The organism is Spirosoma sp. 209 (genome assembly GCF_002006735.1).
GTDB lineage: Bacteria > Bacteroidota > Bacteroidia > Cytophagales > Spirosomataceae > Spirosoma > Spirosoma sordidisoli.
Genome location: NZ_MVEC01000002.1, coordinates 569117 through 582448, shown reverse-complemented (window position 1 = coordinate 582448; position 13332 = coordinate 569117). Strand labels below are relative to the sequence as shown.

Annotated in this window: 10 protein-coding genes; 4 read left to right on the top strand and 6 right to left on the bottom strand. The window is 57.6% G+C overall.

Features of this window, described 5'->3' with window-relative positions:
* Positions 1-256: 256 nt before the first annotated feature.
* Positions 257-1873, bottom strand: a complete 1617-nt coding sequence (locus B1C80_RS05635) for an FAD-binding protein (protein ID WP_077920065.1) — start codon at positions 1871-1873, stop codon at positions 257-259.
* 25 nt (positions 1874-1898) lie between these two features.
* Positions 1899-2270 (bottom strand): hypothetical protein, encoded by a 372-nt coding sequence (locus B1C80_RS05630; RefSeq protein WP_139361589.1) that lies wholly within the window; start codon positions 2268-2270, stop codon positions 1899-1901.
* A 245-nt stretch (positions 2271-2515) separates the two neighbouring features.
* Between B1C80_RS05630 and B1C80_RS05625 the strand changes: the two genes are divergently transcribed.
* A complete protein-coding gene (locus B1C80_RS05625) occupies positions 2516-2992 on the top strand; it encodes a YsnF/AvaK domain-containing protein (protein ID WP_077920063.1) in 477 nt (158 codons plus the stop codon).
* Positions 2993-3030: 38 nt separating this feature from the next.
* Positions 3031-3999, top strand: a complete 969-nt coding sequence (locus tag B1C80_RS05620) for a YsnF/AvaK domain-containing protein (RefSeq protein WP_077920062.1) — start codon at positions 3031-3033, stop codon at positions 3997-3999.
* A 90-nt stretch (positions 4000-4089) separates the two neighbouring features.
* On the opposite strand, the gene glmM is transcribed toward B1C80_RS05620, so the two are convergent.
* The 4 genes from glmM to B1C80_RS05600 all read right to left on the bottom strand — a co-directional run bounded on the left by glmM (position 4090) and on the right by B1C80_RS05600 (position 9904).
* The gene (glmM, locus tag B1C80_RS05615; protein ID WP_077920061.1) at positions 4090-5487 is read right to left on the bottom strand and encodes a phosphoglucosamine mutase; all 1398 of its coding nucleotides are present in this window, start codon (positions 5485-5487) and stop codon (positions 4090-4092) included.
* Between the two features lie 162 nt (positions 5488-5649).
* Positions 5650-6480 carry a transglutaminase family protein gene (locus B1C80_RS05610; RefSeq protein WP_077920060.1) on the bottom strand — a complete coding sequence of 277 codons (831 nt, stop codon included), beginning with the start codon at positions 6478-6480 and terminating at the stop codon, positions 5650-5652.
* 87 nt (positions 6481-6567) lie between these two features.
* The gene (locus B1C80_RS05605; protein ID WP_077920059.1) at positions 6568-7317 is read right to left on the bottom strand and encodes a peptidase; all 750 of its coding nucleotides are present in this window, start codon (positions 7315-7317) and stop codon (positions 6568-6570) included.
* A 97-nt stretch (positions 7318-7414) separates the two neighbouring features.
* Positions 7415-9904, bottom strand: a complete 2490-nt coding sequence (locus B1C80_RS05600; protein WP_236648630.1) for a DUF11 domain-containing protein — start codon at positions 9902-9904, stop codon at positions 7415-7417.
* A gap of 371 nt (positions 9905-10275) precedes the next feature.
* Here B1C80_RS05600 and B1C80_RS05595 point away from each other — a divergent pair, with 371 nt between their 5' ends.
* Positions 10276-10770, top strand: a complete 495-nt coding sequence (locus B1C80_RS05595; protein ID WP_077920058.1) for a hypothetical protein — start codon at positions 10276-10278, stop codon at positions 10768-10770.
* A gap of 184 nt (positions 10771-10954) precedes the next feature.
* Positions 10955-13279, top strand: coding sequence for a T9SS type A sorting domain-containing protein (locus B1C80_RS05590; protein ID WP_077920057.1), 2325 nt, complete (start codon positions 10955-10957; stop codon positions 13277-13279).
* Positions 13280-13332 lie beyond the last annotated feature (53 nt).

Genomic DNA, 13332 nt, shown 5'->3' with positions numbered 1-13332 from the left:
ACTATCGGGTTGAGCAGGCCAAGACATTCCTGCTACAGACAAAACACCATGAAGACGGCGACCGGCTGCTGTTTACTAGCCGATCGTATACCAACGAACCCCGGGCTGACGGCAAGAGCGCTATGCACTGTAAACCCAGCCTGAAACATTGACCAGACAGGCAACCAGGCGCCGTATCTGACTATGGGCACAGACACGGAGTTAGCAATATAACTAGTCAGTCCCGTCAAACGCAGGGAGAACTCACGCTTTTCAGTCAGGCAACGATGCCCGCCGGAACTGGCGGTTTGTCCAGGCCGCAACGCTCCATAAACTCGTTGGTGAACACCGCCCGCGTGGGCTCGTCCAGTAGCTGCTGACGGGCGCTTAGCCAGGCATCGATACGGGCATCGCCGTACATCCGCCGAACCAGCGGTTCGCTGAGACCGAAATTGATCTTGCCCCAGTGCAGCGTGTACGGAATCCCGAGCTGATCGAGCCGGGCCCAGCTGCGCTGCAGAAACTGATTGGTCAGGTTGGAGTCGATCCCGTCCAGTTCGAGAACACAGGTGATCGGAAACCGGGCAAAGCCCAGCGTAGCGGGCGTCTGCTTCACCCAGCGAAGCCCCATCACACCCGGAAACGCCGTCTGCCGGTTCAACTCGATAATGGCCTCAAGAACCTGGGGGCTGTGCCGGGCGTCGATGCCGATGGCCGAACTGCAGGCCCGGCCCCGAATGTCGGTCGGGGCAAAAAACTCCCGCATCGTGCCAACATACCCGTCGGTCTGCTCCAGGGCCATCGGGTACAGGGCGTTGACGAGGGTAGGGATAAGCATCCGGGGGCGAAGTTTATCCAGTACTGTCTGGATGAGGCCCAGGGTGTCGTCGCCGTACGTAAAGTCCGGTTTGTTGATAGTCGAAAAATCCAGGCCCGCCGGTTTGGTGGTGTGTTTGTAGAGGATTCGGACAAATGGTCCCCGGTTGGGGTCGGTACCGGTAACGTCGAACTGGTGCGGGTTTACGATGAGCTGAAAATGATACGGTTCTCCCGAAGCACCGGTGGGGTCGGCGGGTGGGAGCCTTAGGGCGTCGGCAATGCCCGAAAAATCGCAGCTGGTCATGGCTTTTCTCAGGTCGGGGGTGTAGGCCACGCTTTTCTGACTGTATGACTTGAGCCAGAAGAGGTTGTCCACATCGAGCAGTAAGCCGTGAATGATACCGAAGGAGCCGAAACTGACCAGCGCGGCATTGAACAGCTCATCACTGCGTCGGACGTCGGTAATGCCCAGCCCCTCGGTAAAGGCCCGGGTCGTTACCGGATTCGACGCCCGTTCGAGCCAGACGTGCCGGTCGGGGCCGCAAACCAGATGCATGCCAACCACCATATCCTGCGTTGCCCCCAGATCGAAGGCCGCCCCGTGTGTACCGGTCGAAATGGCGCCGGCTATGGTTTGCCCGTTGCTGGCGCCCGATACCCGAATCGACTTGCCCATCGATTCCAGCAGTTGCTCAAGGGTATGTACAGTATTGCCGCACTGGGTGAAGAAGAGCGAATCGGCCGGTTTCCCATACGCCGGATCGACGGAGCTCGGGCGTAGCCTGAACGTCTGGGTCAGCGCGTTGGTATCGATCATGCCGCCGTTGGTGACGCCTACTTGGGTGAACGACCAGTTTTTGCCGATGGCCCGCAGGCGTAAACCCTGGTCGATTGCGTGCTGAATCAGCCACTGGCAATTGGCCGTAGACTGCCGGTAAGCCGCCCGGCCATCGGGCATACCGGTCGGAATGTTGAGTTTGAACGAAGCTCCGCTCGTCAGCGGTTGGGTAAAGTTCTCGTGCCGATTGGTCAGCGATGTGATGGTGAGGGGTTCGAGTCCGTTTGGTAAGCTCATGAGGCAACGGGAGAAGGGTGGGTGATTAGAGCGAATCGGTAGGCGGAACGTAGGGCGCACAACACCACTGAACGCGCCGTTTGGTGACGATACCAAGCGTTACGGTCGACAGCAGGTAATGGCCAAACGTCGACTTGACGGTTACGCCGTTCAGGTGATTGAAAGCATGGCCCGGATTGCAGTTGGGCTGAATGTCGGCGGGCTGCTTCAGGCCCCAGAAATAAGCCGTTACGGTTTGCTGGGTGTAGCTGACATTAGCGGGGGTGTTGCAGTCGGGGGTGGTGCTGATGCGGGTCGTCATGCAACTCATCAGCAGCAGGACTAAACCCGGCAAACCAAGTGCAGATACCAGACGGGGTAAGAAGGGAGCAGGCGCCAGGGTGGCTGATTGGATCATGGGTGAGTGGCGTTTATCAGACTTAGTCGAAAAGACGCCAACGCCGGAAATACAATCGCTAGGGTATTGATCGAACGGTAGATAGGACTTTTTTCTGGCCCAATCGTTGGGATGATAAGCCAGCCCGGCAGCCGGGTGGCTACGGGGTCGTAGATAAATTATAGTAAATTAATAGAACAAATAGACATATAATCTCTTCCTATCATACAAGGGGCTGCAAAAGCCTGACCCGTTGGCGAGCGATTATGAATGAGGAACGAGAGCCGGGTGGCAACACCAACGAACAGCAGCAGCCGTCTTCCGGCACCTGGGTTACCACCGATTCGGTGGTGATTCCGGTCATTGAGGAGCAGCTGCGGGTTGAGACGCGTCAGGTTGAAACAGGGCGGGTCCGGCTCATAAAAACCGTTCAGGAAGTGGAAGAAACGGTGGCGGTTTCGCTCACCAATGAAACCGTGGAGATCGAGCGGGTGCCGGTTAATCAGACCGTGGGGGCACCTCCGCCTGTCCGGTACGAAGGAGAGACGACCGTTTATCCGGTTTTGAAAGAAGTGCTGGTCATCGAGAAGCGGCTTATGCTGGTCGAAGAAGTGCGGGTTACCCGACGCCGGACCGTCAGCAACAGCACCGAACGGGCCAGTGTGCGGCAGGAAACCGTTGTAATAGAACGGTCTGGCCAAAACAGCGAACGTCCGGCTCCGGATAGGGGGCCTTCGTTATAATCAAACTAACCTTTTATCAACGTTAATCAGGAGAAATCATGGCACTAACAGTGATCGGCGTATTCGACGACGCCACCGAAGCACAGCAGGCAGTAGACGCCTTGGTAAGCGATGGATTTTCGCGCAGTAACATCGATCTGTCGGCCCAGAAGACCGCGTATTCAGACAGCGAATACATTGCCGACAACAACCGGGTTGAAGAAGACCGGCGTGATTCAGGGGGCATAGGAGGCTTCTTCAGTTCGCTGTTTGGCAGTGACGATGACGACGATGCCCGGCGCCTGAGAACGGTGGCCGAACGGGGTACACTCGTAACGGTACACGTACAGACGGCCGACGAGGCCGAACGCTCTGCCGATATCCTCGACGATAACGGAGCCGTTGATGTTGACGAACGGGCCGCTCAGTACAACACCACCGCCGACTACGACAGCTCCCTGTCGGGAAGCAGCGCTACGATGGGGGCGGGTGTTGTTGGCAATACCGTCAATGACCTGACCGATAGTACGGATCTGGATCGGACGGTTGCCGAACGGGATGTGGCCTATACGGACCAGGATCGGGTAGTCGATGCGGACCAGACCATTAAAGTGATTCAGGAAGACCTGCAGGTAGGCAAACGCGACGTAGAACGCGGTGGCGTACGGGTTCGGAGCCGCATTGTAGAGCGTCCTGTTGAGGAAAGCCTCCGTTTGCGCGAGGAGCGGGTACACGTTCAGCGTACGCCCGTCAACCGCCCGGCCAATGCCGACGATCTGAACGCATTCCAGGAAGGTCAGATCGAACTGCGCGAACATGCCGAAATACCGGTCGTGTCGAAAACAGCGAACGTGGTCGAAGAGATATCGATCGGAAAAGAAGTGTCCGAGCGGGAAGAAACCATTCGGGATACGGTTCGCAGCACCGACGTAGACATAGAAAACCTGGATTCGTCGGTCGATCCGTCGCTTCGCAGCGCCGACCGTCGAACCGATCTGGACGACGATACGACATACGGCAGCCGTTAAGGTCCGGTCGTAACGGACATACGCAGACGTGCCCCCGGAAACTGATCATCGACCAGCTTCCGGGGGCACGTCTGCGTATGTAGTCAGCACTTAGCGTTTTTCCGAAATCACTTCGCGGATGTCGCTGATAATTTTACTGGCCAGGTGATCGGCCGTAGCCTGGGTATCTGACTCGGAGTAGATGCGGATAATGGGTTCCGTGTTGGACTTGCGCAGATGCACCCACTCTTTGTCGAACTCGATTTTAACCCCATCGATGGTATTGATCGGATTGCGCGCGTACCGGGCCTGAATCCGGTCCAGCACTTCGTCGACGTTGATGTTGGCCGTTAGTTCGATTTTATTCTTCGAGATGTAATAGTTGGGGTAGGTCCGGCGAAGCATCGAAGCCGATTTGCCGGTCTGCGCCAGGTAGCTCAGGAACAGCGCAATGCCGACGAGCGCGTCGCGGCCGAAGTGCAGGTCGGGGTAGATGATGCCCCCGTTTCCTTCGCCCCCGATAACGGCCTGTTGCGCCTTCATCATCTCTACCACATTGACTTCACCCACTGCCGACGCAAAATGCTGCCCGCCGTACCGCTGGGTCACCTCCCGGAGGGCTATGGTGCTCGACAGGTTAGAAACGGTATTACCAACGGTACCGCTGCGAAGTACATAATCGGCAACGGCTACCAGCGTATATTCTTCACCGAAGGGGGTGCCATCTTCCGATATCAACGCCAGCCGGTCAACATCGGGGTCGACCACAATGCCCAGATCCGCACTGCCTTTCTCCATCTCCTTGATGATATCCCGAAGGTTTTCGGGCAAGGGTTCGGGGTTATGGGCAAACTGACCGGTCGGTTCGCAATGAAGCCGGGTAATCTGCTCGACCCCCAGCGCTTCGAGAAGCATCGGCACCGCCAGGCCACCCGTCGAGTTAACGGCGTCGACAATAATCCGGAAGTTTCGTTTGGCGATCGCGTCGCGGTCGACCAGCGGCAACGCCAGGATCAGTTCGATGTGTTTGGCCAGCCAGGTTGTATCGGTTCGGTACTGACCCAGTTTACGAACATCGGCAAAATCGACCGATTCGGCTTCGGCAATGGCCAGCACTTCGGCACCGTCGGCTGCTGAAATAAACTCGCCGGCTTCGTTGAGCAGTTTGAGCGCGTTCCACTGGATGGGGTTATGGCTGGCGGTCAGGATGATACCGCCCGCTGCGTTCTCGCCCGTTACGGCCAGTTCGACGGTAGGCGTGGTAGACAGGCCCAGATCGATAACATTCAGGCCCAGGCCCTGGAGGGTACCGACCACCAGTCGGGACACCATCTCGCCCGACAGGCGGGCATCGCGCCCAATGACGACGGTAGGACGGTCAGGATTGCGCTGCCGGAGCCAGTACCCGAAGGCGGCTGAGAACTTCACTACATCCAACGGCGTCAGCCCATCTCCACTGCGCCCCCCAATTGTCCCTCGAATCCCGGAAATAGACTTAATTAATGCCACGTGATCGGTTTAAAAGTAATAGGTTGTTAGCCCACAAAGATAGTCAGTAGGGGTTCAGTTTGTGTCGTTTTAAAGCGGGTGCAGATACAGTTTCGTCGTTCCCTTATTCAGCGGGGAGCGCGTTCGGCCGAAGAACGGTTTTTAGGAAATTTTCCGATGGTGTCAGACGAACAGCAGGTCGGAGCGCAGGGTTGAGTTGGCCTCTCCGCTGAACGTACCGCTGATGGGAGCCGCCAGTTCAGGTTTGGCCGTTGAGGTCAGAAAGACATGCCGGTTTACTACAATAGAGCCTTCGGTTGGGTCGAAGCCGCGCCAGCCCGCGCCGGGCAGATACACCTCGGCCCAGGCGTGAAGCTGGTGTTCCTGCTGGGGATTGCCGAACAGGTAGCCACTCACGAAACGGGAGGCAATACCCAGGCTCCGGCAGGCAGCCATGAACAGGGTCGTATAATCCCGGCAGGAGCCTTTGCGCTGGATGAGCGTCTGTTCGGGTTCAAACGGCGCTCCTTCTTCCCGCACCTCGTAGACAAACTGACGGATGGCCTGGGTCAGCGCCATCAGAAAGGACGTGGTTTGCCAGCCCGCACTGGCTGCCAGCTGCCGCGCCCACGATTCGACCCGTTCGGTTACACCCGTCCGGTCCAGATAGGGCTGGAGCAGGTCCAGCACTTCTCTGGGGTATCGAAACGGCACCCGCTGGGTTTCGAAGGGAAACAGCACAAAATCGAAGGAGTTGAACTCGTCAGATTGCAGTTCGATCTCGGCTGTTACCCGCAGGTGGGAGGTAGGGTGGTTGAAATAGACCAGCTGCTGCACATTGCCTTCTACATCTACATTGCGCACCACGCGCGACGGCAACGGGTCTATGATCAGTTCATACCGCAACAGCCGCTGATAGGGGTACATCCGGGGATAGAGGTACAGCGTTTGCGGTCCCAGCGCTACGGGGGCGTCATAAGTGTACTCGGATTCGTGCCGAACGTGGAGGTGCATGGATGGGAGAAGCTAAGTACAGGAGAGTATCGGGGCGTAGACTGACTAAGATACCGACAGAATCGACACGTATCCAGCCTACCGTATTTATTTCGCCGGCCTGAGGTTGGCAGCCCGCACTTTGTCGAAGATCGGATCCATCCAGTAGGAGGGGAGCTTACGCACCGAATTGTTGAGCAGGGCGCTCCACTGGTGCGAAACCTCGTCCATATCTTCTTTTTCGAGCCGGTACTCGGTCATGTGAAAACTGTCTTTGGGGTAGATGACGACGTCGAGCGGATAATCGACATCATTGGCGCTGACGCGGGTGGCGTCGAAGCCCAGAAACCCGATTTTGAGGGCGTCAGGCAGGCTGGTCTCGTACGACAGGTTCCGGAACAGAAGCGGCTTGCCATACCCGGAGTTGCCAATAATCTTGAACGGAGCCCCCTGGTCGACCTCTACCCAGTTGCCTTCCGGATAAAGCACAAACAGCTTGTGTTCGTCGTCATCTTCGAGCTGCCCCCCCACAATGGCGTTGAGGTTAAAATGAAGTCCGCTGGCCACAATGGAGGCCTTATCTTCCTGCGCTACCCGTTTAACCTGTTCACCAAAGGCATTGACTGCTTTGTAAAGCTTGTTGAACGATCGGTCCTGCTCGGCCAGCACCTCGCGGAAATAAGTAATGGCCTTATCCCGTACGGAGCGCAGGCCGGAAGTCATGATAAACAACGAATGATTCTCAACTTCATGAACCGAAATTTTACGGTTCGACGACACTTCGGTGCCGGAAGTCAGCCGCGTATCAGCGATGGCAACTAACCCTGATGCGACTTTGATTCCTAAACAATACGTCATTCGGGACAGTGGGGAAGCAGATTGTATGACCAACAAATATACAGGTTGCCCCCGTTTTTGTTGGGTATGTCGGCTCTTTTCTTCAAAAATGCATTGGTTAAAGACCCACTCGCAGATCGGCGATGGCCTCGTCATCTTCTCCTTTTCCGGTGCCGTTGTTGGGTGTCGAATCCGGATCGGCCGGAGACGCTGCGTTGATCTGGGCCCTGAGGGTGAACAGGCCTGAGCCCGTGGGCGTGGCCTCAAAAACCAGGCTTTTACTCTGGCCGGGGGCAATCTGGGTAAGCACACCCGAAACAGCTTGGCCGCTGGCTGTCATACCCGACGAGGTGCTGCTGAACTGAAGGCCGGCGGGCAGGTCGCAGCGCACCCCTGCACTACTGGCGGTCAGGCCCCCTGCGTTCCGTACGGTCAGCGTGACCGATACCGGACTGGATGCGGTCAGTACCCGGGTGCTGGTCTGTAGGGTCAGGCTGAGGTCTGCCTTGCTGTTATCCGGCGCGGGCTGACTGGGCTGAACTACGGGCAGCGGAATCTGAGACGGATTGGGGGATATATACAGCGAGGTTGTAGCCGCAGATAAGGTCCGTAAGTCAACCGCCGATTCGTCATCCTGACCGTCGCCCGTTCCGGAGTTGGGCTGGCTATCGGGGTCGGGGTTCAGGCTGGCTGTAAGCTCGGCAGCGTTCTGGTACATACCGGCCGAGTTTAACCGGACAACAAACCGGCGGGTAATGGTAGCCCGGGCCGGTACGGTACTCAGGCTGCCCTGTACTATACCGTTTGTGACAGACAGACCATCGGCCGATGAGACGAAACTGACGTTGGCAGGCAGCCGGTTCTGCATGGTAACCGCCCGCGCATCGCAGTTGCTTTCGTTTCGTACGGTCAGGGTAAAGGTCACCGTATCCCCAACGGCGGGCGTCCGCCGACTGACGTGCAGCGAGAGGCTGAGGTCAGCACCGGCCAGGTTTATGGTTCGGGTAACGGCGTCTGACAAACAGCCGTATACGGCATTTTTGGCTTGCAGCGTGTAGGTGCCGGGCGTGGTTATGACGACCGAGGAGGAGGTGGCGCCGGTGCTCCACTGGTTGAGGGCCGTATAGCTGGACGTTAGGGTCAAACCCGCAATCTGGCAAATATCGGAGGTATTCCCCGCCGAATTGATGGTGGGCCGGGCGGGGCGAACTTCGGCCGGAACCGTAACGGCCGGCGGGAAGACATGCCGGTTCTGGGCGTTACGCAGGCGGGCCGAATAGGTACCGTTGCCGGTTGTCAGACTGCGGGAGGTGCTGCCATTGTTCCAGGTGTAGCTGTAGCCGTCGGGCTGGGTGAGCTGCAGGGTATTGCCGCTGGCACAGGCAACCGTAGCAAGCGGCTGAAGTTGGGCCGGGTAGGGCTGGGCTGCCTGTAAGGTGTCGTTGTTCAGAGCCGCGGCCCACAGTGCGCCCACCTTACGCTGGCCCGCCGGCGAGTAGTGAATGCCATCGGGCCGGTCTTCCAGCGAACTGATTACGTCGAGGTCAGGCCCGAGGTAGGTTTTATACCCCGGCCGGCTGTAGACGGTTCGCTGGGCCAGTCGAACGTTTTCGAACCGGCCGCTGACGAAGGAAGACAGGGCAACGATCCAGGCCAGATTCTGTTTGTCGGGGTACTCCTGGCGCAGTTTGTCGATGGTGCCGTAGTGATGCATGATGATATCGGCCGTTGAGTTACCCCGGTCGTTCTCGCCATGCTGAAGCAGAATGGCCCGGATCCCCGTCGACGGTACGTAGAGATTCATCAGGTTCCGGAGATTGACAAACGGCATCCGGAGCGAGTACTTACAGAAGCCGTGCTCGAACGGAATGTCGTTGGCGGCTTTGTAATTGTGTTCCATATTGGTACCGCCGAAGCCCGCATTGTACAGCAACACCGGCACGTTGATCCGTTGCACGAGCTGATCGCCCATATAGCCCCAGAACCACGACACTTTGGCGAACGGCGACATGCCACTGTAGGTAAGCAGCTTGCTGAAACCCAGTCCCGGCAAGTAGCGGGTATCGGCGGTGTTTTCGTATTCCAGAAATTCGGGGGTACTCTGATCCACGGCTACTACCGTGACCCGGTCGTCAACGGCGCCCTCCATGGTGGGGCAGTAATCGATGCCATTGATGAAACAGCCCGATCCCTGGGCGTTGGAGTGGCCGACAATGGCGAATACTTCGCCTACGCCAAACCGCTGTACATTGTCGGTAGCTACGACCCGACCGTTGCGCAGGCCACGCACTTCAATTGTGTACCAGCCCCCCCGAACGCGCAGGGTTCCGTTGAATTGACCATTGATGGGGTTGGCCTGAAGAACGGCCCAGTCGGTTGAAGTACCCTGTCCCGTCTGGCGGGCAACGACCCGGCTTTCTACCGCATCCAGCGGCTGGGCAAAGCTGCCGGCAATCTGAACCGTTGCCCAGTTGTCGTTATCGCGCTGGATAACCATCCGCTCAACCGGAAACGTAACGTCCAGCTGGGCAAAGGCTTCCGACAGATTCAGGAGGCACATAGCCACCATAACAGCCTGCCGGGCTGCTTTTAGTACAAATACAGTCATGTTGGATAAAGAGTAGTCGTTGCGTTGGTAATCGCCTGGCGAATTTAGTGTACATCGGTCGACTAATTGGTTGGGTTTAGTAATTTTTATTTGAAAAAATAGTAATCAGATAGTTATAAATACACAAAATAGATAACATCTACGGGGGTAGTATATCAATGTCTCGACAGCCCATGTGACTATTCACTGCGATCCGTGCCGGTGGGCGGTGGGCGTTCGGGAGAGTGGTTGCCGCCTGGGTAACCTGGGGGTAACAGGGACGATTTTTCTCGCTGGCAGACAGGGCGTTTTGGATGTATCGATTTGTTTTTGGCAAACCTTTGTGTTACTTTGGTCTTAAAGAAGGTGATGAACCCCTTCAACCATGCGCAATGAACTTTGACGACGAAGACGACGACGATAGCTTTATGGACTGGGACGGCTTCGACGAGGATTATGATCCTGAAGAGGCCCGCGCAGAGATGGAGGCCGAAAACCGCCGGATTAAGAATCTGCCCATTCTGCGCAAAGCCAACGAGCTGATGGAACTAACGCAGGCCATTGTCGAGACGATCAACAAGGAAGATGATGTGCTGATGATGCATGAGCAAATGCTGGCCAATGCCATGATGCTTGCTCCCAAGATTGTAGGCGCAGAAGGAGGAGATCTGTACACACTGCGTATGGAAAATGCCGTCATCATTAAGATGCACGCCCGCGAACTACTGGCGCAAACCTCCTACTGTAAAGCCGAAAAGCTGGCAACACCGGCTTACCTGAACGTACTCCGCGACGAGATCGAACAGTTTCGGCTGCTGTTTGTGGAGTGGGTAAACGGATTTGACAAAGACAATGACGCTCCCGATGACTGGGGCTTATTTTATTGACATACTTGGTTTCAGCATATAAAACCCGGCCCTAAACCGGGTTTTATGCTGTAACGGCAACGGGCTTTCTCCGTGTGGGTAAACTCGCTAAGTTTGTCTCCGAAAAGTAAATAAAGGACTACGGGCAACACCCGGGTTGATTACCTTAACAGCTCGAATTTGAGTTGAGCTTTCCACTCTGCTTATGGGAAATCGTATACAATACGTTATATCTGCACATTTATACCATTTTCAGCTCTCGGGTCTGCTGCTGATCATCGGCCTCCTGCTGACAACGCATTCGGTACGGGCCGGTCTGAACCAGACGCCGGCTGCGCTGACCATCGGAACAAGTTCGGCCTCCGTCTGTGCCGGTACGTCCGTAACCCTGACGGCCAGCGGGTGTCCGGCAAATGGCACCTTACGCTGGTCAACCAGCCAGACAGGAGCGGTGGTGGTGGTAGCCCCTGCCCAGACCACAACGTATAGCGCACTCTGTAGCGTAACGAGCACGTCGGTTGTTACAACGACCGCCGTCAGCAGCACCGCCACCAGTACCACGTCGCTGGTTACCAATACCGTCAGTACATCGGCTTCGGCAACGGTCCGGGTCAGTGCGGCTATCTCGGTTTCGGCCACCGTGACCCCTGTTTCCTGCAACCTGGGCGACAACGGCCGGGTGGTGGTCGTGGCGGGGGGCGGTACGGGAGCGCTCCAGTATCAGTTCAACAACCGGCCGTTCCAGACGGGCGCTACCTTCGACCGGCTCGTGGCCGGTACCTATCCCATCGTTGTCCGCGATGCCGCAGGCTGCACCGTTCAGACCAGTGCGCAGGTCCGACAACCTGACGCGTTGTCGCTGACGATTACCGCCGTGGGGGCGAAGTGTACGGGTGGAGCCGATGGCGGTATTGTGGCGGTGGCATCGGGTGGTAATGGTGGCTACCGCTATTTCCTGGATGGAGTCGGCCCGCGCGAGAGCGGCACCTTTCTGGACCTGAAAGGCGGCACAACCTACACCATTGGCCTGGCCGACCGGAACGATTGTGTACTGTTTCAGTCGGTTACCGTTACCGCTCCGGCAGCTTTTAGTGTTCAGCTGACGGCCCAGCCTACCAAATGTGTCGGCTCCGTTGACGGGAGCATCAGTGTGGTAGCTACGGGGGGTACGGGGGCCTATCAGTATCAGATCGGTACCAATGCGTTTCAGACGGGGTCGCAGTTCACCGGGCTGTCGGCCAATACGTACGATATCACCGTGCGGGACGGCAACGGCTGCGAAACCCGGCGGTCAGTAGCGGTAGGGCAACCGGCTCCGCTTCGGTTGAGTGCCGTTTCCCGACCCGTCAACTGCTTCGGGCCGACCAGTGGTACCATCACCGTCAGCAATACCGGCGGTACCGGAGCCGTAACCTATCGACTGGCCACGAGTCAGGCATCCCAGGCCAGCAGTACGTTCGCCGGGGTGGGCGTTGGTACCTATACCATTATTGGTACGGACGCCAATGGCTGCTCGGAACTGGTCTCGGCCACCGTTACGCAGGCGGCTCCGATCAAAGTACAGGCTACCCCTACACCAGCCAGTTGTTGCGTGTGCCCGACGGGAGCTGTGCAGCTGACCAGCACGGGAGGCAGCGGTACCGTACGGCAGTACCAACTGATCGGGCAACCCTACCAGCCAGGCAGCCTGATTGGGGGATTGCGCCCCAACACCTACCGGCTCCGGGTGGCTGATGAAGTCGGCTGTACCGATTCGGTAGTGGCCGTCATTACCGATGCCAACGCCCTAACGCTGGCTACCGGCACCGTTAAAAATACGCCCTGTGCAGGGGGCAGTGAAGGAGAAGCCACCGTGCAGGTGTCGGGCGGAACCCGGCCGTTTACCTACTACTGGCTAACGGAACGCCGGGATACGCTACGCAACCGCACCGCTACCCAAACGGCGCTGGCCGAAGGGACGTATACCGTGAGTGTACTCGATAGCAACCGCTGCACCACCAGTACCGTATTCGTCACCATCCGGGCTACGAATCCGCTGCCTTTCAAACCGGTTATTCAGCTTTCGGGTGGTACGCTGCTGGTCGATCAGACGGCCGGTATTCAGTGGTACGTTCGGCAGGGGACCAATCCGGCCCGGCCCGTTCCCAACGCGACCCGCCCGATTCTGGTGCCGTTCGAGAGTGGCCAGTATTTTGCGGTCATCACCGTCAACGGCTGCTCGTCGCCCCCTTCAGACGCGATCGATTTTGTGCTGACCGCCACTGCCGAGCCCGTTAGCGACTTCCGGGTGCAGATCAGCCCCAACCCGGTCCGGGATCAGCTGCGGGTTGAGATCGAGCAGATGGGTCGGTCGGCGGTACGTCTGCAACTGGTCGACGTCTCGGGACGGTCGGTCTGGCAGCAGCAGCTATCGGCCTTTACCGGCAAAAAACAGGCCGACTGGTTGCTGTCGGGCATACCGGCGGGCCAGTACGTACTGCAGGCCGACGCCGATAATCGCCGGGCCGTTGTCCGGGTTATTGTAGAATAATGGCAACGGATATTCTTCTGAGCATGAAAAAGGAGCAGACTCGCTGCTCCTTT

Bases quoted from the DNA above. Each gene is read 5' to 3' on its own strand.
- B1C80_RS05635 (WP_077920065.1), bottom strand. From the start codon at position 1,873: ATGAGCTTACCAAACGGACTCGAACCCCTCACCATCACATCGCTGACC.
- B1C80_RS05630 (WP_139361589.1), bottom strand. From the start codon at position 2,270: ATGATCCAATCAGCCACCCTGGCGCCTGCTCCCTTCTTACCCCGTCTG.
- B1C80_RS05625 (WP_077920063.1), top strand. From the start codon at position 2,516: ATGAATGAGGAACGAGAGCCGGGTGGCAACACCAACGAACAGCAGCAG.
- B1C80_RS05620 (WP_077920062.1), top strand. From the start codon at position 3,031: ATGGCACTAACAGTGATCGGCGTATTCGACGACGCCACCGAAGCACAG.
- B1C80_RS05610 (WP_077920060.1), bottom strand. From the start codon at position 6,480: ATGCACCTCCACGTTCGGCACGAATCCGAGTACACTTATGACGCCCCC.
- B1C80_RS05605 (WP_077920059.1), bottom strand. From the start codon at position 7,317: ATGACGTATTGTTTAGGAATCAAAGTCGCATCAGGGTTAGTTGCCATC.
- B1C80_RS05600 (WP_236648630.1), bottom strand. From the start codon at position 9,904: ATGACTGTATTTGTACTAAAAGCAGCCCGGCAGGCTGTTATGGTGGCT.
- B1C80_RS05595 (WP_077920058.1), top strand. From the start codon at position 10,276: ATGAACTTTGACGACGAAGACGACGACGATAGCTTTATGGACTGGGAC.
- B1C80_RS05590 (WP_077920057.1), top strand. From the start codon at position 10,955: ATGGGAAATCGTATACAATACGTTATATCTGCACATTTATACCATTTT.